The sequence below is a fragment of the Bradyrhizobium sp. NP1 genome (assembly GCF_030378205.1).
GTDB lineage: Bacteria > Pseudomonadota > Alphaproteobacteria > Rhizobiales > Xanthobacteraceae > Bradyrhizobium.
The window spans coordinates 1,774,119-1,798,081 of the sequence record NZ_CP127385.1 but is presented as its reverse complement, the minus strand read 5'-3'; the positions used below and the strand labels follow the sequence as shown (position 1 = coordinate 1,798,081).

Genomic DNA, 23,963 nt, shown 5'->3' with positions numbered 1-23,963 from the left:
ATGAAGGTCGTCATCGCGATCCTGTCGCCGCCCTGATTCGCGAAGCGGTGAACGGAAGCTCGTGCAAGCGCAAACCCGTCGCGTCGCGGATCGCATTGGCGAGCGCCGCACCGGATGGGCCCTGGGCGGCTTCGGCAACGCCATAGAAACCGTCGTTCGGGCGATCGATGATGTGGACCTCGACGGAATCGGGAACGTCGCCAAAACGAAGGATCGGATATGCCGACCAATCCACCGACGTGACGCGGGTTCGGTCGAACGTCACCCGCTCGAACAGGGTCCAGCTCAGCGCCTGCAGCAGCCCGCCCTCGACCTGGTTACGGATCCCGTCGGGATTGACGACCTGACCGGTATCGACTGCCGCGACCATGCGCTTCACGCGAACCCGGCCTGTCTCGCGCTCGACCACGACCTCCACAGCTACCGCACACCAGGCTTCGAGGTTCTTGTAGCGAGCAAAGGCGAAACCACGGCCGGCGCCGGACGGTCCCTCGACATGCGGAGACCAGCCGAACCGGGAGGCGGCAGTCTCCACCACCTCTCGGGCGCGCGGGTCATCGAGATGACGAAGCCGGAACGCTACCGCATCCTGACCGGAAGCGCGGGCCAGATCGTCCATGGTGCTCTCGATCGCCAACACGTTCAGATAGCCGCCGAGCGAACGCATGGACGAGCCGCGCAACGGCATGTCGCGAAGGAAATGGCTGATCACCCTGGCGTTAGGAATCGAATAAAGCGGGATGGCGTTGCGATCCCCGCCGCCTTCCGGCTGTGCGAGTTCGACGGGCGGCGCCGGCACAGCTGCGTCGGCCTTCAGGCGGGCGGCAAGCAGCGTGCCCGGCGGGCCGGGCCGCATCATGTGAGACTGGCTCCAGACTTCGTGATGCCAGTCCGCAATCGCGCCGCTCACCCCGACTGATGCGCGAAGCTTCACGACCATGCCCGGACCAAACGGATCCCACGCATGCTCCTGCTCGCGCATCAGTTGGACGCGGATGGGCCTTCCGGGCATGGCGACAGCGAGCATCGCCGCGTCCGCAGCCGCGTCGTCGGCGCCGTTTTGCCCATAGCAGCCTGCTCCCTCGACGTGGATACAACGGACCTTTTCGCTCGGCATCCGCAGCATTCCGGCGATGGCCCGGCGGAGAGGAAAGACGCCTTGCGTATGCGTCGAGATAGTGAGCATGCCGTCGCGGAGTTCGGCCACCGCGCAGGACGGACCTATCGAGCCGTGCGTCAGATAGGGCCTGCTGAAGGTACCCTCGACAACGGTACCGGGCGTGCCGGAAACTCCTGTATCATGGATCGTCGTATCCTTGGATGGCAGGCTCATGAGGGCCGAAGCAAGCATCGCGCTATCGGGCAAGGCTTCCTTTTCAATCCAGGTGGTACTTGCCGCGAGCGCCCGCATGCCCTGGATCGCCGCCCATTCGGTTTCTGCGAGCACGCCAACGAAATTGCCGTCGCGCACCACCTTCACGACTCCTCGCATGCCCTCTATGGACGCAATGTCGATGTCGCGGAGCGTCGCGCCGTAACTCGGTGGTCGCACCACGCGACCGTGCAACTTGCCTTCGGGGCGAAGGTCCTGGACATATGCCGTGCCGCCCGTCACCTTGGCGGGGATATCAACCCGCTGCAGCGGGCGGCCCATGACTGTGAAATCGGACGGAAGGGTCAAACGGGAAGTTGGCTTCGCGTCGACGGAAAGCAGTTGGTCGCGTACCAACGCGCCATATGCGATCCGAGCGCCATTCGGACCGAGAACGGCTCCGTTCGCCGCTTTGAGGTCCGCCTCGGCGAGGCCGAGCCGCCGGGCCGCTTCCGCGACGAGAAGGTCGCGGGCCTGGGCGGCCGCATTTCGGATCGCGGTCCCGGAATCCTGCATCGAATGACTGGCCGCCGTATATCCTTCGTCAGCTGTGCGCGCCGTGTCAGCCGTCACCAGGGAGAGCTTTTCCATGGGGACCTTGAGCTCTTCGGCGGCAACCTGCAGTAACGCGGTCTTGAGACCCTGCCCAAGTTCGGCCTTTCCGGTCAGAATCGTGACGGCGCCCGAGGCTTCGACACGAATCCAGGAATCAATCCTCGGGGTGTCATCCAGACTACCCGGCAGGCCACGCTTCGACGGACCGTCGCCCTTGCCGGTCTCGGTTTGGGCCGAGGCGCCATGCATTTGAAACGCGACGATCAGAGCGCCAGTACCGGCCAGCACCGCACGTCGCGAGATGGAGATCGTCATTGCGGCGACCTCGCATCGGCCGCCTTGGCTTTCCTCTCGTCAGAGGCGCGCCTGATCGCACGGAGTATGCGCATATGAGTGCCGCAGCGGCACAGATGCGGCTGGAGTTCAGCGCGAATAGCGGCGTCTGTCGCGTTGGGATTGCGATCCAGAAGCGCCTGGGCGCGCATCATCACGCCGGGGATGCAAAATCCGCACTGCGCGGCCTGCTCGGCGATAAAGGCCCGCTGCATGGGGCCGGGAGCGTCCGCCGAGCCCAAACCTTCAAGCGTCGTCACGCGACGCCCTTCCAACAAACCCAAGGGCGTTACGCAGGATAACACCGCGGCTCCATCGACAATCACCGTGCACGCACCACATTGCCCAAGCCCGCAGCCGTACTTTGCGGCGTTGAGGCCGAGCTCGTCGCGCAGGACGTAGAGCAACGGCGTGTCCGGCGATGCGCTGACTGATATCGTTTTTTCATTGATGGTAAGGTTTGACATGCGGCCTCATCGAGCGTTGTTAGCGGTAGAACGCCGCGCAAATTCTCGCGTCGACCTTGCAGCGCGGATTGCCGTTGCGACGTCCGTCCAGTCCTGCTTCCCGGAGAAGCGCTCGCGAACAAAGTGCACGAGGTCGATGAGTTGGCTGTCGCTGAGCACGTCAGCGAAGCCCGGCATGATGGGACGTGCCGTGCCGTCAGCGGCCGGCAAACCCTGCATGACGACGTTCACGAGATTTGTCGGGCTTTCCCCGGTCAGCGCTGAGGACCTGGACAAAGCTGCTCCGCCCAGCGGCAACGGCCGCGCGCTCTCATGGCATGAGGCGCACGCTGCAGCATAGATGGCCGCACCGGCATCGCCCGCAACCGCCGGCGTCGCAGCCTGTGCACCCGCCGCCTGGGGCATTTTGCCCGGACCGGACGGCGCCGCAGCTCGAGCGTTTGGTGCAACTTCAACAGGCGCCTCGCTGCGGCGGTCAGCCAATGAAGCGAGATAGTGAGCCATCGAGTCCACGTCCGCGCGGTCGACCTGTGCAAGGTTGTCGAGCACATTCGCCATCGGTCCTTTCGCGACACCGTGCATAGCGTGGAACCCATTCGCCAAATATTCCGCGAGGGATGCTTCGTCCCATGGAACGGCCGCGTGCGAAGAGGCGCCGAGCGCATAAGCGTGCCAGCCTTCCGCTTCGCCCCCCGCGAAACCGCGAGATTTTTCCTCCGCTCCCATCAGGTTGCGCGGCGAGTGACAGGCGCCGCAATGGCCGAGTCCGTCGACGAGATACTTCCCCCTGTTCCACTTCGCATCACGCGCGGGGTCAGGGACGAAACGATCTTGCCGCAGAAAAAGCAGTTTCCAGCCAGCAAGCACGAGGCGAATATTGATCGGAAACGGAAGTTCGTTCGGTCGTGCCGCCGCCTTGACCGGATCTCTCGACATGAAGAAGGCATAAAGCGCCCTGGCGTCCTCATTCGACACCAAAGTGAAGTGGTCGTAGGGAAAGGCCGGATAGAGATGGCGCCCCTCCCGATCGACACCTGCGCGAAGTGCCCGGACAAAGGCCTGTTCCGACCAGTGACCGATTCCGGTGTCCGGATCGGGCGTGATGTTGGTCGAATAGATGGTGCCGAAGGGGGTCGGCATGGCAAGGCCGCCGGCATAGGCCGCTCCGCCGTCGGCGGTATGGCACGTAACGCAATCGCCGAGCAGCGCAAGCTGTGCTCCCTTGCGCACCAGCGCTGAATCGAACGGACCCTCGGAGACAATTGGCGCGATTGACGGTTGCCAGGCGTAGAATATCGCAACCAGGCTCCCTGCGATCGCGGCTGAAGCCAACGAAAAGAAGACAAATCTGAACTTCACCCGGCCAGCCTCCTGGATGACAGCGGCTGTATCAGGTCGGCGAAATCGGCTCTTGTCTCTTTGCCACGCGTTTTGAACGATCTGCGCCGAACGGTCCGACCCTGCGCCAAGGGCATGACGGCACACCGCCGAGACGGTCGACGCGCCGGACTCGTCTCATGTCGTGCCCTGGATTTTGGCCTATACCGAGCAATACTTCTCCTGGATCGCCGCGTCGGCGAGCAGGCTCGCGGCGCGACCTTCGTGCACGATTTGGCCCTGATCGATGATGTAGGCGCGATCAGAAATTTTGAGGGCCAGTTCGACGTTTTGCTCAACCAGCAAAATGGTCGTTCCCTGATCGCGAAGTCGTGCGAAGTAATCGAACATCTCCTTGACGAGGACCGGCATGATCCCTTCGGACGGCTCGTCGAGCATTACCAGGGACGGCCCCGACGCCATCGCCCTTGCAATCGCGAGCATCTGCTGCTCGCCGCCGGACAGGGTCACAGCTTCCTGGTTCAGCCGCTGCTTGAGACGTGGAAATGTCGAGGCCATCCGATCGATGACCTCCTGCTCGTCCAGTCGTGATGGCGCCGCGACCAGGCCCAGCCGGAGATTTTCGAGGACGGTCAGGCCCGGAACGATCCCGCGCTGTTCGGGAACGTAGGCCAGCCCGTCGACAAAGCGTTTCCAGGTGGGCCGCGGGAGAATCTCGCTGCCCTTGAAGGTCACGGATCCCGAACGCCTGGCCACAAGCCCCATGATCGCCCGAAGCGTCGTCGTCTTGCCCGCGCCGTTACGTCCGAGCAGGGTGACGATCTCGCCGCGCTCCACCTCGAAGGTGACGTCCTGGATCACGTGGCTGCGGGCGTACCAGGCATTGAGACCGTTTACGACCAGCATCAATGCGCCTCCTGCCCCAGATAGACCCGCTTCACTTCGGGATCGTTGCGCACCTCGTCCGGGGTGCCGTCGGCGAGCAGTTTCCCATGATGGAGGACGACGATCCGTCGACTGATGCCCAGCACCAGCTTCATCTTGTGCTCGACGAGCACCACGGTTTTTGTCTGCGCGAGACGCTCGATCAGCGAGACCATGTCTTTCGTCTCTTCGGGACTCATCCCGGCCGTCGGTTCGTCCATCAGAAGCAGGCGGGGAGAGCAAGCCAGCGACATCGCGATCTCCAGGGCGCGCTGCTGCCCGTGAGCGAGTTCGGAAGCGCGTCGCCTTCCAACACCGCTCAGACCTACCTCATTGAGCAATCGGACCGCCGTTTCGTCCGTCGCCGTCAGGGCCGATCGCTTCGACCAGAAGTTTTTGCCTCCGACCGTCGCCTGGGCCGCCAACCTGACGTTCTCGTGCGCCGTCAGCGCCGGGAACACGTTGGTGATCTGGAACGACTTCGATATCCCGGCGTGCACATAACGATGCTGCGGCAATCCGGTAATGTCTCGCCCCTCGAAGATAATTCGTCCCGCGCTCGGCGTTCGAGCCCCCGAAATCACGTTGAAGAAGCTGCTCTTGCCTGCTCCGTTCGGACCGATGATGGAGGTGAGTTCTCCCGCCCGAAACGCAACGGAGACGCCCTCGACCGCCGTGAAGCTGCCGTAGCGGAGGGTGACGTTCTCCGCACTGAGCACGATGTGATCGCTCACTTTCGGATCCTTTCCAGGAGCGAGCCCCAGACGCCGGCTGGGAAGAAGCGCACGCAGGCAATGAAGATCAGTCCCGCAATCAACTGCCAATGCGAGGTCCAGTTCGTCGTCAAGTCTTCGAGACACAGGAACAGCGCAGCGCCGATGAAGGGTCCGAAATAAGTTCCCATGCCACCGAGCACCGTCATCATGACGACCGTTCCGGACGTCGTGTAGAAAAGTGTATCGATCGACACGATGCCGAGATGGATCGTATTGAGCGCTCCAGCCAGGCCGCAAAAGGCCGCCGACAGCACGAAGCTCATCCATTTGGTCGACCGCAGCGCGTATCCCGATGCCCTCGCCCTGTTTTCGTTCTCCCGGATACCTTCGATGACGGCGCCGAACGGCGATTCGAGGATGCGTGAGAAGGCGGCCAGGGCCAGGACGACGAAGAACAGCAGGAAATAAAATTTTGAAAGCGGATCCAGCAGGGACAGATGAAGCGGCCCGAGGTCTATCGCCGGCACCGACACGCCGCGCAATCCGCTTTCGCCTCCGGTCACGGACGTCCATTGATAGAAGATAAAATAGAGGCACTGCGCGAGCGCCAAGGTTACCATGCCGAAATAGACCCCGCTGGTCCGGATCGCGAGTCCGCCGATGACCGCACCGGCGAGCGCGGCGAACGCGATGCCGCCGAGAATGGCCGCATACCAGGGCAGATGGAGCGCAACAATCGCCAAGCCGCAGCCATAGGCGCCTGCACCGAAGAAGGCGGCGTGCCCGAGCGAAAGAAGCCCGGTATAGCCGAACAACAGGTTAAACCCGGTCGCGAACAGACCATAGATCAGGATGTTGATCGCGAGGGCCGGATGCGGCGCTACCGCGGGCAGCGCCGCCAGGACCGCGGCGGAAACCAGCACACGATGGCGTTCCGGCCACCCAAACGGCGACGGTCGCTCGTCGACCAATGAGGCCTCATTGCATTGTGTCTGCACCGCGATGAGCCTCATCTTGCCGCATCCAATCGTCCAAACAGGCCCTGCGGCCGCACCAGCAGCACCGCGGCCATGATCGCAAACATCACCACATTGGAAAAATCCGCGGCGAAGAACGAGGTGATGCTGATGATGACCCCCATCGCCAATCCGGCGATCACGGCGCCGGCCAGCGATCCCATTCCGCCGACCACCGTCACCACGAACGCCTCGATCAGGACGTTGACACCCATCTCGGGAATGACCCCGCGCATCGGCGCAGCAAGGAAGCCGGCGAGGCCCGCGACTGCCGTACCGATCGCGAACACGAGCAGCCATACCTTGGACGTATCGACGCCGAGCACTTCGACGATCTCGGGACTTTTTGCGCCGGCCCTCACGATCAGGCCATAAGAGGTCTTCTCGATGAACAGCCACAGCGCGGTCAGCAACGCGACGGTCGCGCACATCACGAAGATCCGGTAGCGCGGAAAGGATATGTCGCCGAGCAGAACACTTCCGCGAAACGCCCCGGGTGCGCTGAACGGGATGCCGTCCGTGCCAAACAGGATACGGATCAGCTCGACCAGCACGTAGCCGACACCAAACGTGGCAAGCAGCGGATAACTCGGATCAAGTCCATACAAAGGCCGCAGCAGGAATTTCTCGATCGCCATTCCCAAAGCGGCCATCCCGAGCGGAACGGCGACCAGCGAAATCCAGAAGCTTCCGGTCAAACCGAAGGCAAATACGCCGAGATAGGCACCAGTCGCGTAGAACGCGCCATGCGCGAAATTGACCACGTTAAGGAGCCCGAAGATCAGCGTGAGGCCGGTCGCGACGAGCACGAAGATGCAGCCCAGCGCGAGACCCGTCAGGAACTGCAGTTCGAGGAGCCCGAGGGAGACGTCACCCATGAACGGCTCCTAGCTCTTGTGACCGAGTTCGGCACAGCTCCGCAGCATGCCCTCGTCTGCCTGGGCAACGGAGACGATTTCGAACGTGTCGTGTGTTGTCTTCATCTGCGCTTCGGATTTTGATTTCAGGATGAACACCGACTGCACCGACTGGTGGTCGCATGCCCTGATCCTTTGCGGGCCCTTGTAGAGATCGAAGTCGAACCCCGTTCCGACGGCGGCAGAGAGCGCCGCAGGATCGACGGCTCCCGCCTTTCTGGCGAGCTCCAACATCGAGCGGACGCCGCCGTAGCCGTAGCTGCCGTAGTCGGACGGCACGCCGCCCTTGTATTTCGCGGCGTAGGCAGCGTTGAAGGCCTTTGACGAGGCGTACATGTCCTCGGCCGCCCAGTAATAGTTGGAAGCGCCGACCACGTCGGCGTAGGCGTCGGCGCCGCCCGCGATCCTCTGGGTGCTGGAAAGGGCGCCGACGACGATCTTCATGCGATCCTTCAGGCCGAACTCGTTGGCCTGCTTCAGCGCGTTGAGCTGATCGCGGCCGAAATTGAGGACGCACAGAATGTCGGGCTTGGCGCTGATGAACCTCGGAAACAGGCTGCTAAAGTCCTGCGCGCCGAGCGGATGCTTCACTTCGGCAACGACCTGCGCGCCCATCTGGTCGCCGATCGTCTGGAAGGCGCGCCGCATCTCGTATCCGAACTCGTAGTCTGCGATAAGATAGGCCACCTTCTTGCCCATGTTCGCGAACACGTAGCGCCCGAGCGCTCCGACGGAGAAGTGCGGCGCCATTCCCTCGTGATAGGTCGTGGGTCCGAAGTCCGAGGCTTCGTTGATCCGGTCGGAAAGGCTGAGTGCGTTGTAGATCATGCCCCTCGCCTTGCAGGCATCGTTGACCGCGAGCTGCACCGCGCCCGAAAGCGATCCGACGACCATGTCGACCTTGTCCTTCTCGATCAGCTCAAGGGTCCGGCTGACCGCCTCGGCGGGATTAAGCTTGTCGTCCCTGACGAGCAGCTCTGCCGGCCGTCCGTTGAGCCCGCCCGTCCGATTGAAGTCCTCGATCGCGAGTTGGGCGCAGCGCACCTGGTCTGCCGCCTCGGAGCCGTAGGGGCCGGTGAGCGGCACCGGGAAACCCACCTTGATCGGTGCCGGCTGCGCACTGGCCGGCCGACCAAGCGCGGAGAAAAGCATGGCGCCGGTGGCGACTTTGAACGCGGAACGGCGGCTCAAGCCGCCCGAACGAGGATGGGACGTCACGGTTGCCTCCTTGCAGCTGTCGAAAACCGATTTTATTTATCGATCGCTCAATTAGTATTTAGCAAACGATAAATTGCGTCAAGAGTCAACTGGGCGCGTTTGTCTTTGATCCAGCGCAATTTTTCGGAGATTATCTCGGAAGCGCCGGGTCGAGAGCGCCCGGGAGACCGTGCTATGGGACAGTTCGGGACCCGTGGCCGGCGGCTCGTGGCCGCTTCGACAACCAGTGCATGCAGCCGATAGCCAGTCAGCCTCGCCTGACGCCCTTAGCCAAGAGAGATAACGTGACCAATCTAGACACTTCGCGGGTCCGGACCAGGGCAAGCAAACGGAAGAAGGCGGCAAAACCGGCCAGGAAAGCGCTTGCCGCCGGCGCCAAGCCATCCCGCAGTGCCCGGCTATCGCCGGACGCACGGAAGAAGCTGATCGTCGAGGAAGCCATCAAATATTTCGCGGAAGTCGGCTTCGATGCCGGCACGCGTCCCCTCGCCGCGCGGCTTGGCGTCACGCAACCGCTTATTTTTCGCTATTTTCCTAACAAGGACGACCTTCTTCAGGCCGTCTATAGCGAGGTATTCCTGTCGCGATGGCGCATCGAGTGGGAGCATCTCCTCGAGGATCGCTCGCGCCCACTGCGGGATCGGCTGATTGAGTTCTACAACAGCTATACCGACGTCATCTTTCATCCGAAGTGGATGCGCATCTTCCTCTTCGCCGGGCTGAAGGCTTTGGACCTCAACCGCTGGTACATCAAATTTGTGGAAGAACGCGTCCACAAGAGGGTGTGCGCCGAGATCCGCGCCGAGAACGGCATTGCCAGGAGCGGGCCGATCAGCGGCCTTGAACTTGAGCTGTATTGGGATTTCCACGGCGGCATCTTCTATTACGGGGTCCGACGCTTTGCCTATGGCGTCCCGGTCCATCTCGACCTCCCCGCCTTCATCGAGGCGAGCGTGGACAATTTGTTGAAGGGAATGCCCGCCGTCGTCGCCAAACACCGCTAGCAATCGCTCTGCTTGACTCGGGAAGGGTCGCCCTGTTATTTATCGATCGATAATTAACTGGGAGCGACAGCCATGGGCAAAAGAGCCGTCGTCGTCGGAGGTTCGATTTCCGGCTTGTTTGCGGCCGCCTTGCTGCGAAAGGCCGGATGGTCGGTCGACGTGTTCGAGCGTTCCGACGTCGAACTGAAGGGGCGCGGCGCCGGCATCGTCAGCCACGGGGAATTGCAGGACATTCTGGTCGAAAGCGGCGCCGGGATCGCAGATCTCGGCGTTTATGTCGAAGATCGCGTGCTGTTCGACCGCGAAAGCCGTGTGATCGGACATCACCACCATCCGCAAATCGTCACCTCGTGGGACCGCCTGCAGAATCTTTGCCGCAGCGTACAGCCGCAGGGCTCATATCACCTCAATCACAATCTGTTGGATTTCGCGCAGGACGACGACGGCGTCACCGTCCGTTTCGAGAACGGCCACACCGAACGGGCCGATCTGCTGGTTGCCGCCGACGGCTTCCGCTCGGCAGCGCGGAACCGGCTCGCCCCGGCGGTTCAGCCGATCTACGCCGGGTATGTGATATGGCGCGCGCTTGTCGACGAAGCCGATCTCGACGCTGAAACCCACGCGGCCGTATTCGAGAAGTTCACGTTCTTCGTCGCGCCCGGACACGAAGTGATAGGCTATCCGATCGCGGGGCCGGACAACGATCTGCGGCCCGGAAAGCGTCGATACAATTTCGTCTGGTATCGCAACACGGACCAGGCGCGTCTGGACGACATGCTCACGGACGACAGCGGCCGCGCACATGCGATCTCGATTCCGCCTCCGCTCGTCAGGGCAGACGTCGTGCGCGAGATGAGAGAAGCTGCCGAGGCCTTCATGTGCGCACCGATGTTGCAAGTCCTGCGCGCAGTGAAGACCGCCTTCTTCACGCCGATCTACGATCTCGCCTCTCCCGCCATGGTTTTCGGCCGGGTCGCGCTGATCGGAGACGCCGCCTTCGTCGGGCGTCCGCACGTCGGCCTCGGGGTCACCAAAGGCGCGGCAGATGCAAAATGCCTCGCGGACTCGCTTGCGGCCGCAGGCGACGACGTCACGGCCGGCTTGCGGACGTTCAACGACATCCGCAAGCCGATCGGGGATCGCGTCGTCGCGCGAGGCCGCGAGCTCGGCGCTCTTCTGACGCAAGCGGATGGCGCCGCCACACATGATTATGACGATCTGCTGCGCAACACCGCGGCGGACCATTTTCTGCGGCCGTGAACGATGGCGACGGATCGACACATCCGACCGGAATTTGCCCGCAACATGCGCCTGGTCGGCTACAGCGATCAGGCCGGTCGCAGCGATGGCGTCCAGGTCATGGTCGAGCGGGGACATGCCTATGTCGGCCACATGTTCTCGAAAGGGTTCAGCGTGATCGACGTGCGTGATCCCGCCAACCCGCGCGCCGCTGCCTATGTCGCAGCCCCGCCGAACACCTGGAACATCCATCTGCAGACCCACGGCGACCTTCTTCTGGTGATCGAAGCCAAGGACATGTTCGCCGCGAGCATCTTTCAGGATGAGAGGGCGTACTACACGGGTTCACTGGGCGAGAAGGTCGGGACCGCCGCGCCACAACAAGCCTCCGGAGGCCGGGACTGGACCGCCGGACTCTCCGTCTACGACATTTCGCGGCCCGAGGCGCCGCGCAAGATCGGCTTCATGCCCGTCGACGGCGGGGGGATACATCGCATCTGGTACACCGGAGGGCGCTGGGCCTATGTGTCTGCGCTGCTTGACGGCTTCACCGACTACATCTTCATGACCGTGGACATGAGCGATCCCACGCGTCCTGTGGAAGCAGGCAGGTTCTGGCTGGAGGGAATGAACGCCGCGGCCGGCGAGAGGCCGAGCTGGACCTCTGGACGCAGGTTTGGCCTCCATCATGCGATCGTGCACGGTGACGTCGCCTATGCGGCCTGGCGTGACGCCGGCATGGTCCTGATCGACGTCAAGGACCGTCACGCCCCGAGAAAGATCGTGCACCGCAACTGGTCACCGCCTTTCGGCGGAGGCACCCACAATTGTCTGCCGCTCCCGGACCGCGATCTCATCGTGGTGCTCGACGAGGCCGTGCTCGACAATCTCGAGGACGGGCTCAAGCACATCTGGGTGATGGACGCCCGCGAGATATCCAACCCGATCTCGATCGCGACCTTCCCGGTCCCGCGCGAGATTGACTACGCGAGGAAGGGCGGACATTTCGGGCCACACAACCTGCATGAAAATCGACCCGGCAGTTTCGTCAATTCCAACCTCGTCTTCGCGACCTACCAGAACGCGGGAATTCGGGTCTTCGACATCGCCAACCCTTACCGCCCCGAGGAGATCGCGGCCTTCGTGCCGCCAACGCCTGCGCGCCTGATGGATCATCGCCCCGATCGACCTCACGTGGTCCAGTCGAGCGATGTCTTTGTCGATGCCTCCGGCCTGATCTACGCGACCGATTACAATGCGGGCCTGTACATCCTCGAGATGACCTGACGAGGCGGCGCCCCCCGACCAGCCGTGCGCACACTGCCCCTGGCCGGGCTTCCCGTCAGTCGAGCAAGAGCGGCTTGTTTGCGCTCTCCAGGAATTCCACCGTGGCGAAGACCAGCGGCGTATCGCCGATGTTCTCCAGGTCGTGGATCATGAATTCGCCCTGACCGTATTCGTGATGCTTAGTATCGCCCGCCGCATAGCTCACTTCGCGGATATCGCCGTCGCCATAATGCGAGCGCGCCCTGCCCGGCGTCATCGCGGTCCAGAAATAATCCAAAACGTGCGTGTGGAATCCAATACGCTCGCCAGGCAGCAACGTAAGGTGCCAGACACGGACCTTGTCAGTCTGCGAAACCAGCGTGCTGCCCACGCGACCGTTGCCGCGCTTCGCAACGAACTCCTCGCGCAGCGGCTGTGGCCACTGTGCCGGCGCGGCCGGCCAGACGTAGGGGCTATTCATCGTCCACTCCCTTGCTATTTATCGATCGATAATTAACTATGATCCTGCCTGCAGGTCAAGGGAGGCCCGATACGAGCCGCGCAACTGCCGACGAACGAGGATTGCAGCCATGTCAGCGTCAACTTTCACGACGGCCACCCAACTCACCCGCGCACAAACTTTTGCCATGGCGGTTTGCGCGGGTATTGCCGTTGCAAACATCTACTACAATCAGCCTTTGCTGGGCCTCATCGAAGCAAGCTATCCGAATTCCTCGGCCATCGGCCTGATACCCACGGCCACGCAATTTGGTTACGCGGTCGGTCTCCTGTTGCTGGTCCCCCTGGGCGATCTCGTGGAGAGACGCCGCGTCATCACCGTGCAATTCATTGTCCTGGCGGTGGCTCTCGCATTTGCTGCCGTCGCACCGTCCACATCGGCGCTGATCGTCGCGTCCCTTTTGCTCGGCGTATCAGCCACAGTGGCGCAACAGATCGTCCCATTCGCTGCGACGCTCGCCGACAACCGGACGCGGGGCGCCGCAGTCGGAACGGTGGTGAGCGGAATCCTCGGTGGCATTCTGCTCAGCCGCACGATAGCCGGCTTCGTCGGATCGCACTTTGGGTGGCGCGAGATGTTTTGGCTTGGCGCCCCTCTGGCGCTTGGTGCCGCAGCGCTGGTCCGTCTGACCCTGCCGCGCCACCATGCGACGCAAGAGATCGGATACGCTGCCGCGCTGCGTTCGCTCGTCCACCTGGTGATCGAGGAGCCGGCGCTTCGGCTGGCCGCCGCAACGCAAGCGATGCTGTTCGCCTCATTCATCGCCTTCTGGACGGTCTTGTCTCTCCATCTGCAGGAACCGGAGTTTGGCCTCGGTCCCGAGATCGCCGGCCTGTTTGGCGTCATCGGTGCGTCGGGAATACTCGCGGCACCCCTCGCAGGTCGACTGGCCGACAAGCGCGGTCCTCATCTCGTGGTTGCGATCGCCGCCGCGATCACGCTTTCCTCCTGGATCGTTTTCGCAGGCTGGAACGCCCTCGCGGGGCTGACCGTCGGCGTGGTGCTGCTCGACGTGGGCGTGAATGCCGCGCTTGTTTCAAATCAGCATCTGATTTTCGCCCTGCGTCCCGAGGCAAGGAGCAGGCTGAACACCGTGTTCATGACAGCAATGTTCATGGGTGGGTCGCTCGGATCGCTCGGCGGCAGTTGGGCCTATGCGCATTTGTCGTGGCTGGGCGTCTGTGCCTATGGCGCGGCGCTGGCGACGGCAGGCCTGCTTTTGCAATTGCCGACTCTCTTGTCCCGGACCGGCTGGAAAGCATCACATCACTGACGCCCGCTCTTGTTCTGAGAACGGCCTCATTTGGAGATTGCCACGCATGCGCATCGCGGTCGTCGGAGGTTCTCTTGCGGGACTGTTCACGGCTACGCTGCTTGCCCAGGATGGACACGATGTCACCGTCTACGAGCGATCGGTCCATGGGCTCGAAGGGCGCGGGGCCGGCCTGCTGGGTAAGCGCGAGACATTTGCCATTCTGCGCGCCGCCGGATGCGAGCATGTGGCGCGCGTCGGCGTAGTTGCGCGGGAGCGCATCGTGTTCGGCGATATGGGGGCGACCGTCGATCAAACGATGGCGCCTCAGATGCAGATATCGTGGGACGCCATCTATCGTGTCTTTCGACGGCACATCGCGAACGGCTCATACCTGCTCGACCGAAGGGTCGAACATCTTCGCGAAGAAGCCGATCAGATTGTTGTTGGCTTCGCCGACGGCAGCGAGGCGCTGGCCGACGTCGTCATTGGTGCTGACGGAATAGCATCCGTCGCACGCGCCATGGTCGACGGCCCAACGGCCGCCAATGTGTACGCCGGCTATGTCGGATGGCGTGGCCTTCTTCCGGAACATGCCTTGCCGGGCTTTGCAGCCGATGAGCTCCTCGAGCGCTTCGCATATTTCCGGATGCCGCATTCCCACGTGATCGGTTTCCTGGTGCCCGGACCAAACGGGGAAACCGAAACCGGAAATCGCAGATACAACTGGGTCTGGTATCGGCCGGCCGTCGAACCGGCCGCGCGGGACGAGGTACTCACGGACCTCGAAGGCCGCATCCACCCCTATTCACTTCCTCCAGGCGCGGTTCCCGAACGAGCCCGCGAGCGGCTCGTCGACGACGCCAGGCGGCTGTTGCCGCGTTCTTTCGCTGCCGCAATCGAAGCGACGGCCCATCCGTTCGTGCAGGGGATCTTCGACTACGAAACACGGCAAATGACCTCGCGACGGGTTGCCCTCGTGGGAGACGCGGCATTCGTCGTGCGACCGCATACGGGGATGGGCATTGCGAAGGCGGCGGCGGACGCGCTTGCGCTGCGAAAGCACCTCTCATCGGCGTCGCTCGGCGACGCGCTCCGGGAATACAGACAAGAACGGGTCAAGGCGGGTGCAGCCATCGCCGCGTCAGGCCGCGAATTGAGCGCGCATCTCGCATGAGCCTTCCGTTGGTCGAAACAGTGAATATCGGGAGAAGCTGAATGAGTTGGCACGCCGACCATGCCTTCACGGTTACGATCAGTGGTGGATCGGTTGCCGGACTTTGCAACGCGATCGCGCTTCGCAAGATCGGTGCGACCGTAAAGGTTCACGAACGTGTGCCAGGCCCGATGATGGCCCGAGGGGCCGGCATCGTCGTTCAAAACGAATTGATCGGGCTGCTCGAGGAAAACGGTGCAGGTCCTCTCCCCTTCACGTCCTGCCGCGGTCGGCGATATCTCAACCCGGACGGCGGAGACGGCGTCCTTCAGGATATGCCGCAGGAATTCACGTCCTGGGAAGCCATCCACGCGGCACTGCGGGCCGCTGTTCCGGATCAATGTTATCAGGCAGGCTCTGAGGTCGTGAAGGTGTCCCAGACGGGCTCCAAGGTCTTGGCGACCCTTGGCGATGGCTCCGTGGTGGAAAGCGATCTGTTCCTGGCTGCCGACGGTTCGGGCTCTGCAATACGGCGCAAAATGCTTCCCGATATCGATGCGAGATATGCCGGCTACGTCGCCTGGAGAGGCACGCTGGACGAAAGCGACGTTCCTCCCGACCTTCTGCCATTCTTCGACAATCTCTTCACCTTCTCGGAAGCCCGCTGCGGAGGCCACATGCTGGCCTATTTCATTCCGGGAAGCGACGGCGTCGTCACAAGAGGATCGCGGCGCCTCAACTGGGTCTGGTACGTGCATGTTGATGCAGCCGATCTGGCGAATGTGCTGACCGACAAGAACGGCATTCGCCATCGATCTTCGCTTCCGCGCGGCACCGCACCGGAGAACGCCGTCGCGAAGCTGAGAGCACGCGCCTTGCGCGAGATCCATCCGAAGATGGCCGCGCTGGTCTCGGAAACGCGCGATCCTTTCCTTCAGACCATCCTCGACGTGACAGTACCGAAAACCCTGTTCGGTCGAACCCTCTTGACCGGCGATGCGGCTTTCGTCGTGCGGCCTCACACCGCGGGCGGAACCGCCAAGGCGGCCTATGAGGCCTCGGTTCTCGCACGCGCATTGAAGTTGGCGCGCGCGAATGTTGACGTCGCGCTCCAATCCACAGAGCGGCTGCAGCTGGAACATGGCAACGCCCTCTACCAATACGGCCTCGCGCTCGGCAATCGCTGGTCGCGCGAAAGAGCCACCGACTAGCGCGCGATCAGCTGGCGCTCGATCCGAACCGATCGACGAGGAAATCGATGAAGAGCCGGACCTTGACCGCAAGATGTCGCGTGGGCGGATAGACCGCGTAAAGGGCGAGCGGCGGCGCCGAATAGCTCGCAAGGACGGCCTGCAGGCTGCCGCTTTTCAGGGCCTCCGCCGCGATGAACTCCGGTATCAGCGCAACACCCCTGCCCTTGACCGCCACGTCGCGCAACACCTCCGCGTTGTTGACGCACAGCGACCAGGCCGGCTGGATCCAGTGGACGCCGTCGCTTCCCGTCAATTTCCACTGATTGCCTGTCAGCAGAAAGCCGTAGGTCAGGGAGACATGATCGCGCAGATGGCTCGGATGGGTCGGCGTACCATGACGTTTCAGATAGTCCGGTGATGCACAAACCAGCCGCTCGACGGCGACAATCCTGCGGGCGATCAGGCTCGAGGATTCCAGTTCGGCGATGCGCAGCGTGACGTCGAAGCCGTCCTGGACGGGGTCGAGAAGATCATCACTCAGCACGAGCTGAAGCTGAAGGTCGGGATACTTCGTCATGAAGTCGGCGAGCGCCGGCCCCAGGCGCATGGTGCCGAACGACATCGGCGCATTGATGCGCAACAGGCCTCGCGGTGCCGATTGCAGCTGCGTGACTGCCTGATCCGCAGCGTCAATCTCCGAGAGGATGACGACGGCCCGCTCGAAGTACATCTGGCCGTTTTCGGTCGGACTTGCGTGCCGGGTCGTCCGGTTGAGCAACTGGACGCCGAGGCTCTCCTCAAGATCCCCGACGTATTTGCTGATCGCGGAGCGCGAGAGACGCAATTGGCGGCCGGCCTCGGCGAAGCTGCCGCTTTCCACCACTTTCACGAAGGCTCTCAGGCTCGCCACTTTGTCCATATTGGTTCCGATTGTCGCCAAAACGTAGACACAGGCGCCATAAAAGCATGGATTGTCCTCAAAACAAAGCCATCCGATATCTCCCTCCGAAACGAAGTTGCTCATTCGATTTGGAGGAAGAGATGTCAGGACTTCATCACGTCACCGCCATCGCTGGCGACCCCATCAGGAATTTCGGCTTCTACACGCGGGATCTCGGCCTGCGATTCGTCAAAAGGACCGTCAATTTCGACGATCCGGGCACCTACCATTTCTACTATGGCGACGAGACCGGCCGGCCAGGCACCATCCTGACCTTCTTTCCCTGGCAAGGGGTGCCTTCCGGTCGGAGGGGCGTCGGCGAAACCCACCAGACCGCCTTCCGCGTGCCGCTTCGTTCGCTCGGTTACTGGACGCAGCGCTTCCTGGAAAAGGGAATCCATTACGAAGCACTCGAAAAGCGCTTCGGGGAATCGGTGCTGCCGTTCTCCGACCCCGATGGCATGGCCCTTGCGCTCGTCGGCGCCCCCGGTGCCGAAGACGAGCCGGCCTGGAGCAACGGCGAGGTGCCGGCCGAACATGCGATTCGTGGCTTTCACGGCGTGACGCTGCTGCTTGACGATGCCAGGAAGACTGCGGCCATCCTCACCGATGTGTTCGGCTTCAAGGAGACGGCTCGCGAAGGCTCGGTGATCCGCTACAAGGCGGCCGGCGACGCCAACGGAAGCGTGGTCGACATCTACGAGGCGAAGGGCTTCCTGAGAGGCCATCAAGGCGGCGGTTCGGTGCACCACATCGCGTTCCGCGCGGCTGACGATGCCGAGCAGGGCCGGATGGCGCAAAAGCTCGTCGACAATCACGGGCTGCACCCGACCGAACAGAAAGACCGAAACTACTTCCGGTCGATCTACTTCCGTGAACCGGGCGGCGTGCTGTTCGAGATCGCGACCGACATCCCCGGCTTTGCCGTCGACGAACCGGTGGCGACACTGGGGCGCGCACTGAAGCTGCCGAGCTTTCTCGAGGCGCACCGCGAGGAGATCGAGGGTGTCCTGCCGAAGCTGGAGGGAGCCGTGTCATGACGGACGCGTCATCATTCGTCTATCGATTTGAGCCCGGAAGCGAGGCCGGCGCACCTCCGCTGCTGCTCCTGCACGGCACCGGCGGAGACGAGAACGATCTGTTGCAGCTCGGGGCCATGATATCGCCGGGTTCGGCCCTGATCTCGCCGCGTGGGCGCGTCCTCGAGCACGGCATGCCGCGCTTCTTTCGCCGGCTGGCGGAGGGCGTGTTCGACGAGGAGGACGTGCGCAAGCGCGCGCTGGAGCTTGGCGCATTCGTCGAAAGCGCGCGGCAGCGCCACGGCACCGAAGCACCGATCGCTGTCGGGTTTTCCAACGGCGCGAACATCGCGGCCGCGCTTCTTCTGATGAAGCCGGATGCGCTCGCCGGTGCGGTGCTGCTCCGGGCGATGGTGCCTCTGTCAAAGCCGCCGAGAGCCAGGCTCGACGGCAAGCCGGTCCTCATCCTTTCCGGGCAGGCAGATCCGATCGTTTCGGCCGGCAATGCCGCGAGACTTTCGGCCATGCTCTCGGATGCGGGTGCCAAAGTGGTCCACAACACCCTGCCGGCCGGTCACCAGCTTTCGCAGGCGGACGTCAGGTTGGCACGCGATTGGATCGCCAGCATGAGCGCCCAGGCTGTCTAGCTGCTTCTGGAGCCGAACTGTCACCGCGACAGTTCGGCTCTGCTGTTCAACGCGCGTTTCTCCCGAAGCGCTCTTGCCTTCGAGGCTGTCGTCAATCGCCTTCCATCACCTCGACCACCCGGGCCGCAAAAAGCTCCTCCTGGTCCAGTTCGCCCTCGAGCCTGTGCATGACGCTGTCGTGGATACGCCCGGAATTGAAGAGCTCCAGGAGTTTCCCGCGGCCCGCTTCTACCGCGATCAATACGGCACGGTAGTGCTGAAGTCTTCGCTCCTCGTGGGATCCCTTGGCGCGGACATGATCCTCGGCCATCGCGAGACGATGCCCGTACTGTTCGACGAGTCGCGGGTGGGCGTGCTTCCCTTCGGCGTCGAGAGAATGCGCGCGGATGGCATCGAACTGGGCTCGCGCGAGCTCGGCCCGAACAGCCTCTTCGGACAGCGTGTCCTCTCCGCGGAGCAGGAACTCCTTCCCTGCCAGCGTCTTCGCCACCGGACCGAGCGTCAGTCCAAGCGCGACGATGGTCGCTGCGACGACGCAGAAGGTCACGAACAGGATGATGTCCCGGCCGGGAAAATGCTCCGGCAACGACAATGCGGCTGCGAGACTGACGACCCCGCGCATTCCCGCCCAACTCATCACCAACGGAACGGCAAGCGGTGGATATGGATCCCGCTTGCGGAGAGACGGGAATAGCGCCCTTGGAACATAGGCCGTCGGGAAGATCCACGCGAACCGGGCGAGGACGAGCGCCGCAAAAATCGTCGAGGCCGCCGGCAGAAGCGAAAGAACGGTTGCCCAATCCTCGCCGAACCGGTGCAGAACGCCGCGAAGGGCCAGCCCCACCAGTACGAAGACCAGGGCTTCCATCACGAAGGTGACGACGGACCAGACCGCCAGGGCCTGGACGCGGGACGCCGCACTCAAGGCCTTGTGCTGCAGACGTCCAAGGACCAGCCCGCATGCGACCGTGGACAGCACGCCCGATACATGAAGGCCGTCCGCGAGCAGATAAGCGGCCCAGGCGGACAAGAACGTCCAGACCACGGTGAGCCGGGCATCCGTCAATCTTCCGGCGACGAAGGCGCATATCCAGCCGAGCACGAGGCCGATCCCGATGCCCACGGCCGAGACGTAGACGAAACTTCCCGCGGCCGCCCCCGCACTGAAGGCCCCGGTCAGTGCCGCAGCGACTGCGAAGCGAAAGAGGACGAGGCCCGAGGCATCGTTGATCAAGCTTTCGCCCTCCAGGAGAACGGCGATGCGCGGTGGGACATTGAGATGGTCCAGCACGGCGCGCGCGGCGACGGCGTCAGGCGGCGAAACGATCGCACCAAGCGCAAAACAGGCGGCCCAAGGCAATGCCGGGAAGAAAAAGTGGGTAACGACGCCGACCAGCAGCGTCGTTAGCACAACCGCCCCGACCGCCAACTGCAGGATGATCCTGAGATTGGCCCGAAAATCCGGCCACACCGTGAAGTAGGCGCCCGACAGCAGAAGCGGTGGCAGAAAGAGGACCATGACGAGATCCGGATCGAACTCCACCTCGGGAATTCCGGGAACGAGAGCCAGAACGATGCCAGCCAGCACCAGCACCGACGCGGACGGCAGGCGCAAGCGACGGGCCACCGTGTCGAGCACGACAGCGATCATCAGCAGCAGCAGGATTGTCTGGAACGTCTCGGATGCGGTCATCGCGAGCACTAGGCGCTCTTTTCCGGCGCGGGGTCGGCTGTCGCCAGGAACACCGCTGGCAACGCGACAAGCGGCGGCACGACGAAGCACCAGGTGCCGAACTTGGCATAGAGGCAGGCGCCAGCCGCGCAGCCCAACGCGAACGCAGCCACACTCGCCGACATCTTGCCCAATCGGGGCTTGGCGACGGTCAGAACGGAGACAGGCGCGCTTCGCAGGACATCCGCGACATCGATCATGATCTGGGTCGTCGTTCCCGTCATCAAGGTGCTCGGCGGATCCGTACCCATGTGGATGCGATGGGCCGCGTTTTGAATGGCCATTGCGGCGACAAGGATCATCCCGGTGGTAATCGCTTGCCAGCTATCCCCCTGTACAAATGGTCCGAAATGAACAGCCGCTGCGCCACCCACGGCGAGAAGCAGCGTCTTGACGGCCAGCATCGAGCGGAAGATCGGCAGTCCCACGGCGGGGAGATAGAAGCTGAATATCCTCGTGACGACCACGACGATACAGAAAACGGGAAGCGCAAGAAGCTTCGCCAGAGCACCGGACGTTCCGAGCACAATGGCGGCGCCGAACGTGACGAAGTTGCCGGTCACGTGTGCCGTGAAGAGCCCCTGCAGCGCGAGGAAGCCGGCGGTATCGACAAAGCCGGCGTTAAGGCTCATCAGAAGAGGAAGAAGAATAGATTTCGACATGTACGACCAACCGTTTAGAAGCCCAACGCGAGACCCGCCGGAATGGCCGGCAGCAAGCGTCGAGCCTTGAAAGCATGACCAATTAGGGGCACGGCCGACGCACGACAAGAGCTGCGGGCGTTGTTTCAAGCGATGCCTACCACCCCCGTTTTATCTCAACGCCGACATAATTGGAGTCATGTCCGCCGGCATTGCGCAGTGCATCGCCGACCTTGAAATGGACGGCCTCGACGGCGAACGAAGTCGCGCGGTCGATGGTCCAGTCGAGCCGAACCTGCCCGTAGCTGCCGGTATATGCGCCGGGCCGGCCAGCGGTCTTCGGAACTGCTATGTCGGGCTGGGTGTAGACGGCGTCGGCCGTGGTTTGACGCCATTGAGCGGCTACCGCAAACGCGATTTTCAGCGACGAAGTCGGGGCCAGCGTCAGGGATGGCTTGATGTGAATGAGGTTGGCGTAGCCGGTGTAACCCGCAAGCGTAAAATAATAGCCGTTGGGAAACAGCGGATTGAATGTCCCAAAGGTGTGTTTGGTGTTGCCGTCGCCGGACGCCGCGTCGAGCTGGATACCCACCCTTGGGCTCCAGTTCACGTCGGCGAAGGTGTAGCCAGCGAGCGAGCCGACAGCCCAAGCCTCGATCGGCTCGATGCCGATGCGTCCGGTTTGGTTCATCACTTCGAAGTCAAAATCGAAATGATTGGCGTTGCCGTTCAGATGGACATCGAAAATGTCTCTCCGCTCGTCGCCGGACGCATTTGCAAACTGTGCGTTCGCCTGCGTGAAATTGGCATAGTACCCGGCGATGAACAGGGACTCGGAAAACTTGTACTCCGTCCGCGCCATCCCGAAGGTCTGCTTGGTGACGCTGCTGTAATCATCGAATATCGTGACGTCACGAACCTGAACCGGAAGGCTGTAAAAGGTGATGAACCGCCAGGGCCCATTCTCGTAGTCCGCCCAGCCGGCGTCATAGGATTGTCGAACATTGGGACCATCTCGGACGGACACGAAGCGTTGCAGGTCGAACGCGAATTGCTGGCGGCCGGCCCTCAGCTTCAGCGTTCCGCCTCCCACAGGCTCTGTCAGCACGACGAAGGCCTGTTCGAGGTCGAGCCGGTTCACATCGACCGGCGTTAACATGGTCTTCCAGGGCGCATAGTCGGCCTGAAACTGCACGAACGCCTGTAGTTGATTGGCGATGCGAAGATCGGCATCGAACTCGTTGCGACTGATGACGTAATTTTGGCTGCGGTTCGGACCGGTACCGAAGTTCGCTGCGTTATTGGACTCGAAGCGCTGGCGCGTGTTCGCACCGAACGAGAGGTATGTGTAGCGATCGGTGTCGGACAATGGGATATATTTGAGTTCATCGAACGGCTGGCGCGGCACGCGCGGGTCCGCCAGCACCGACCAATCCTCCTGCCATCGGTTGAACATGACGGCCGGCCGCTGCGGCGTCGAGGTGCCGTCCTCGGCGCAAGCGGTCTGCGGCGCTACCATCAACCAGAATGCGGCTATCGCGCATCCTCCCCGGATGCACCAGGGACGTGCGGCGACGAAGGCGCGCTCTCTCCTACTTGGGTGCGGCCGCATGAATCTCCGCGATGTATCCGCCGGGGAATTGCAGCATGGCCGCGGCCCGTCCGTCGGACGTGTAGGGATCGACGAGCACGGCAGCGCCGGAGCTCTTCGCCTTCGCCAACGTTCCCTGCAGGTCCTTGACCTCGTATCCGGTCAGCTCGCGCCCGTATGGATAAGGCAGGTGGCCATCCGTCACGAGCACGCTCATTTTGCCGAACGTCGATTCGATGCGGATGCGGCGATAGCTGTCCTTGGGACGGCCGATCTCTATTCCCGGCGCGCGCGCATCGTCAGAGACGATCTTGCCGTGCGAAAAGCGCAGAAAGCTGCGTGTGAAGACGTCTGCCCGTTCGGGCGAGAGATAGACCCGGTTTTCGGGGACGGTCTCGAACGCCGCATAGGATGGTTTTGTCGTGTGCCAGTAGAGCTGCATGTTGACGCCGCCGGGCCATTGAACCACCACGTCCCGCCCGATTGGATCGGGAAAGGTCGCGACCAGTATGTCGGCGCCGGACGCCTTGGCGAGCCTCACCGCCTCGTCCATGTCGGTGACGAGGTACCCGGTCCGCTCGGCCCCGAAGGGATAAGGGATCGGCGTCTTGAAACCGAACAGCGAGACCGTGCCGACCGGCGTCTGCAGAAGCTGCGAGGTCGTGCTGCTCGGCGTGGGCGTGACAGTCGCGACCACCTGCTTGGTGCTTTGACCGCCGAAGGTCGTCAGAAAGCTCGATACGAACTTGTCCACGTCCTCGGGTGCGACATAGACATGCGTTGTATCGTACTGCGGCGCGACGCCCATCAAAGCGAATGGCTTCGCCGCTTCCTTCGCGATCGCCGGTGAAACGCCGAGCAGCGACGAGACCAGCAGGATGTTGATCAGATGACGGTTGGCTGACAT

At 62.7% G+C, this 23,963-nt stretch carries 22 protein-coding genes; 8 read left to right on the top strand and 14 right to left on the bottom strand.

Translation table 11 applies throughout. The features are described 5' to 3' along the window. Positions 1–10 precede the first annotated feature (10 nt). The 8 genes from QOU61_RS08615 to QOU61_RS08580 all read right to left on the bottom strand — a co-directional run bounded on the left by QOU61_RS08615 (position 11) and on the right by QOU61_RS08580 (position 8,856). Positions 11–2,242, bottom strand: a complete 2,232-nt coding sequence (locus QOU61_RS08615) for a xanthine dehydrogenase family protein molybdopterin-binding subunit (protein ID WP_289657684.1) — start codon at positions 2,240–2,242, stop codon at positions 11–13. After that, positions 2,239–2,727 carry a (2Fe-2S)-binding protein gene (locus tag QOU61_RS08610; RefSeq protein ID WP_289657683.1) on the bottom strand — a complete coding sequence of 163 codons (489 nt, stop codon included), beginning with the start codon at positions 2,725–2,727 and terminating at the stop codon, positions 2,239–2,241. The genes QOU61_RS08615 and QOU61_RS08610 overlap by 4 nt, the downstream gene beginning before the upstream one ends. A 6-nt stretch (positions 2,728–2,733) precedes the next feature. After that, positions 2,734–4,086 carry a c-type cytochrome gene (locus QOU61_RS08605; protein WP_289657682.1) on the bottom strand — a complete coding sequence of 451 codons (1,353 nt, stop codon included), beginning with the start codon at positions 4,084–4,086 and terminating at the stop codon, positions 2,734–2,736. A gap of 180 nt (positions 4,087–4,266) precedes the next feature. Beyond that, entirely contained in the window at positions 4,267–4,971 is a 705-nt protein-coding gene (locus QOU61_RS08600; RefSeq protein ID WP_289657681.1) for an ABC transporter ATP-binding protein, read from the bottom strand. Further along, complete coding sequence (locus tag QOU61_RS08595) at positions 4,971–5,723, bottom strand: ABC transporter ATP-binding protein (protein ID WP_289657680.1); 753 nt, start codon at positions 5,721–5,723, stop codon at positions 4,971–4,973. The genes QOU61_RS08600 and QOU61_RS08595 overlap by 1 nt, the downstream gene beginning before the upstream one ends. Then, positions 5,720–6,718 (bottom strand): branched-chain amino acid ABC transporter permease, encoded by a 999-nt coding sequence (locus tag QOU61_RS08590; RefSeq protein WP_289657679.1) that lies wholly within the window; start codon positions 6,716–6,718, stop codon positions 5,720–5,722. The genes QOU61_RS08595 and QOU61_RS08590 overlap by 4 nt, the downstream gene beginning before the upstream one ends. Then, on the bottom strand, positions 6,715–7,599 hold the full coding sequence (locus QOU61_RS08585) for a branched-chain amino acid ABC transporter permease (protein WP_289657678.1): 885 nt from the start codon (positions 7,597–7,599) through the stop codon (positions 6,715–6,717). Before QOU61_RS08585 ends, QOU61_RS08590 begins: the two co-directional genes overlap by 4 nt. A 9-nt stretch (positions 7,600–7,608) precedes the next feature. Further along, on the bottom strand, positions 7,609–8,856 hold the full coding sequence (locus QOU61_RS08580; protein WP_289657677.1) for an ABC transporter substrate-binding protein: 1,248 nt from the start codon (positions 8,854–8,856) through the stop codon (positions 7,609–7,611). A 284-nt stretch (positions 8,857–9,140) separates the two neighbouring features. Here QOU61_RS08580 and QOU61_RS08575 point away from each other — a divergent pair, with 284 nt between their 5' ends. The 3 genes from QOU61_RS08575 to QOU61_RS08565 all read left to right on the top strand — a co-directional run bounded on the left by QOU61_RS08575 (position 9,141) and on the right by QOU61_RS08565 (position 12,386). After that, positions 9,141–9,860: a TetR/AcrR family transcriptional regulator gene (locus tag QOU61_RS08575; RefSeq protein ID WP_289657676.1), complete on the top strand. Its 720-nt coding sequence runs from the start codon at positions 9,141–9,143 to the stop codon at positions 9,858–9,860. Between the two features lie 72 nt (positions 9,861–9,932). After that, on the top strand, positions 9,933–11,120 hold the full coding sequence (locus QOU61_RS08570; RefSeq protein WP_289657675.1) for an FAD binding domain-containing protein: 1,188 nt from the start codon (positions 9,933–9,935) through the stop codon (positions 11,118–11,120). 3 nt (positions 11,121–11,123) lie between these two features. Then, positions 11,124–12,386 (top strand): LVIVD repeat-containing protein, encoded by a 1,263-nt coding sequence (locus tag QOU61_RS08565; RefSeq protein ID WP_289657674.1) that lies wholly within the window; start codon positions 11,124–11,126, stop codon positions 12,384–12,386. Between the two features lie 55 nt (positions 12,387–12,441). Here QOU61_RS08565 and QOU61_RS08560 read toward each other — a convergent pair whose 3' ends face one another. Then, positions 12,442–12,846: a cupin domain-containing protein gene (locus QOU61_RS08560; protein WP_289657673.1), complete on the bottom strand. Its 405-nt coding sequence runs from the start codon at positions 12,844–12,846 to the stop codon at positions 12,442–12,444. 109 nt (positions 12,847–12,955) lie between these two features. Between QOU61_RS08560 and QOU61_RS08555 the strand changes: the two genes are divergently transcribed. From QOU61_RS08555 to QOU61_RS08545, 3 genes are read left to right on the top strand one after another with little or no spacing between them, the layout of a single operon-like run. Beyond that, positions 12,956–14,158 carry an MFS transporter gene (locus QOU61_RS08555; RefSeq protein WP_289657672.1) on the top strand — a complete coding sequence of 401 codons (1,203 nt, stop codon included), beginning with the start codon at positions 12,956–12,958 and terminating at the stop codon, positions 14,156–14,158. Between the two features lie 46 nt (positions 14,159–14,204). Continuing rightward, positions 14,205–15,314 (top strand): FAD binding domain-containing protein, encoded by a 1,110-nt coding sequence (locus QOU61_RS08550; protein ID WP_354142520.1) that lies wholly within the window; start codon positions 14,205–14,207, stop codon positions 15,312–15,314. A 41-nt stretch (positions 15,315–15,355) separates the two neighbouring features. Beyond that, the gene (locus QOU61_RS08545; RefSeq protein WP_289657671.1) at positions 15,356–16,504 is read left to right on the top strand and encodes an FAD binding domain-containing protein; all 1,149 of its coding nucleotides are present in this window, start codon (positions 15,356–15,358) and stop codon (positions 16,502–16,504) included. Between the two features lie 7 nt (positions 16,505–16,511). Here the strand turns inward: QOU61_RS08545 and QOU61_RS08540 are convergent, their stop codons facing one another. Continuing rightward, positions 16,512–17,405: a LysR family transcriptional regulator gene (locus QOU61_RS08540; protein WP_289657670.1), complete on the bottom strand. Its 894-nt coding sequence runs from the start codon at positions 17,403–17,405 to the stop codon at positions 16,512–16,514. Between the two features lie 122 nt (positions 17,406–17,527). On the opposite strand from QOU61_RS08540, the gene QOU61_RS08535 reads away from it, so the two are divergent. Further along, on the top strand, positions 17,528–18,466 hold the full coding sequence (locus tag QOU61_RS08535; protein ID WP_289657669.1) for a ring-cleaving dioxygenase: 939 nt from the start codon (positions 17,528–17,530) through the stop codon (positions 18,464–18,466). Beyond that, on the top strand, positions 18,463–19,092 hold the full coding sequence (locus QOU61_RS08530) for an alpha/beta hydrolase (protein ID WP_289657668.1): 630 nt from the start codon (positions 18,463–18,465) through the stop codon (positions 19,090–19,092). Before QOU61_RS08535 ends, QOU61_RS08530 begins: the two co-directional genes overlap by 4 nt. Positions 19,093–19,183: 91 nt before the next feature. Here the strand turns inward: QOU61_RS08530 and QOU61_RS08525 are convergent, their stop codons facing one another. From QOU61_RS08525 to QOU61_RS08510, 4 genes are all read right to left on the bottom strand, one after another. Then, on the bottom strand, positions 19,184–20,785 hold the full coding sequence (locus QOU61_RS08525; protein ID WP_289661385.1) for a Na+/H+ antiporter: 1,602 nt from the start codon (positions 20,783–20,785) through the stop codon (positions 19,184–19,186). Between the two features lie 8 nt (positions 20,786–20,793). Then, complete coding sequence (locus QOU61_RS08520) at positions 20,794–21,486, bottom strand: YoaK family protein (protein ID WP_289657667.1); 693 nt, start codon at positions 21,484–21,486, stop codon at positions 20,794–20,796. Positions 21,487–21,622: 136 nt separating this feature from the next. Beyond that, the gene (locus QOU61_RS08515) at positions 21,623–22,984 is read right to left on the bottom strand and encodes an alginate export family protein (RefSeq protein WP_289657666.1); all 1,362 of its coding nucleotides are present in this window, start codon (positions 22,982–22,984) and stop codon (positions 21,623–21,625) included. Between the two features lie 73 nt (positions 22,985–23,057). Beyond that, a complete protein-coding gene (locus tag QOU61_RS08510; protein ID WP_289657665.1) occupies positions 23,058–23,963 on the bottom strand; it encodes a glyoxalase in 906 nt (301 codons plus the stop codon).

Coding starts and splice junctions, on each gene's coding strand:
- QOU61_RS08615 (WP_289657684.1), bottom strand. CDS start 2,242: ATGACGATCTCCATCTCGCGACGTGCGGTGCTGGCCGGTACTGGCGCT.
- QOU61_RS08610 (WP_289657683.1), bottom strand. CDS start 2,727: ATGTCAAACCTTACCATCAATGAAAAAACGATATCAGTCAGCGCATCG.
- QOU61_RS08600 (WP_289657681.1), bottom strand. CDS start 4,971: ATGCTGGTCGTAAACGGTCTCAATGCCTGGTACGCCCGCAGCCACGTG.
- QOU61_RS08590 (WP_289657679.1), bottom strand. CDS start 6,718: ATGAGGCTCATCGCGGTGCAGACACAATGCAATGAGGCCTCATTGGTC.
- QOU61_RS08585 (WP_289657678.1), bottom strand. CDS start 7,599: ATGGGTGACGTCTCCCTCGGGCTCCTCGAACTGCAGTTCCTGACGGGT.
- QOU61_RS08570 (WP_289657675.1), top strand. CDS start 9,933: ATGGGCAAAAGAGCCGTCGTCGTCGGAGGTTCGATTTCCGGCTTGTTT.
- QOU61_RS08565 (WP_289657674.1), top strand. CDS start 11,124: ATGGCGACGGATCGACACATCCGACCGGAATTTGCCCGCAACATGCGC.
- QOU61_RS08560 (WP_289657673.1), bottom strand. CDS start 12,846: ATGAATAGCCCCTACGTCTGGCCGGCCGCGCCGGCACAGTGGCCACAG.
- QOU61_RS08555 (WP_289657672.1), top strand. CDS start 12,956: ATGTCAGCGTCAACTTTCACGACGGCCACCCAACTCACCCGCGCACAA.
- QOU61_RS08550 (WP_354142520.1), top strand. CDS start 14,205: ATGCGCATCGCGGTCGTCGGAGGTTCTCTTGCGGGACTGTTCACGGCT.
- QOU61_RS08545 (WP_289657671.1), top strand. CDS start 15,356: ATGAGTTGGCACGCCGACCATGCCTTCACGGTTACGATCAGTGGTGGA.
- QOU61_RS08540 (WP_289657670.1), bottom strand. CDS start 17,405: ATGGACAAAGTGGCGAGCCTGAGAGCCTTCGTGAAAGTGGTGGAAAGC.
- QOU61_RS08535 (WP_289657669.1), top strand. CDS start 17,528: ATGTCAGGACTTCATCACGTCACCGCCATCGCTGGCGACCCCATCAGG.
- QOU61_RS08530 (WP_289657668.1), top strand. CDS start 18,463: ATGACGGACGCGTCATCATTCGTCTATCGATTTGAGCCCGGAAGCGAG.
- QOU61_RS08525 (WP_289661385.1), bottom strand. CDS start 20,785: ATGACCGCATCCGAGACGTTCCAGACAATCCTGCTGCTGCTGATGATC.
- QOU61_RS08520 (WP_289657667.1), bottom strand. CDS start 21,486: ATGTCGAAATCTATTCTTCTTCCTCTTCTGATGAGCCTTAACGCCGGC.
- QOU61_RS08515 (WP_289657666.1), bottom strand. CDS start 22,984: ATGGTAGCGCCGCAGACCGCTTGCGCCGAGGACGGCACCTCGACGCCG.
- QOU61_RS08510 (WP_289657665.1), bottom strand. CDS start 23,963: ATGTCAGCCAACCGTCATCTGATCAACATCCTGCTGGTCTCGTCGCTG.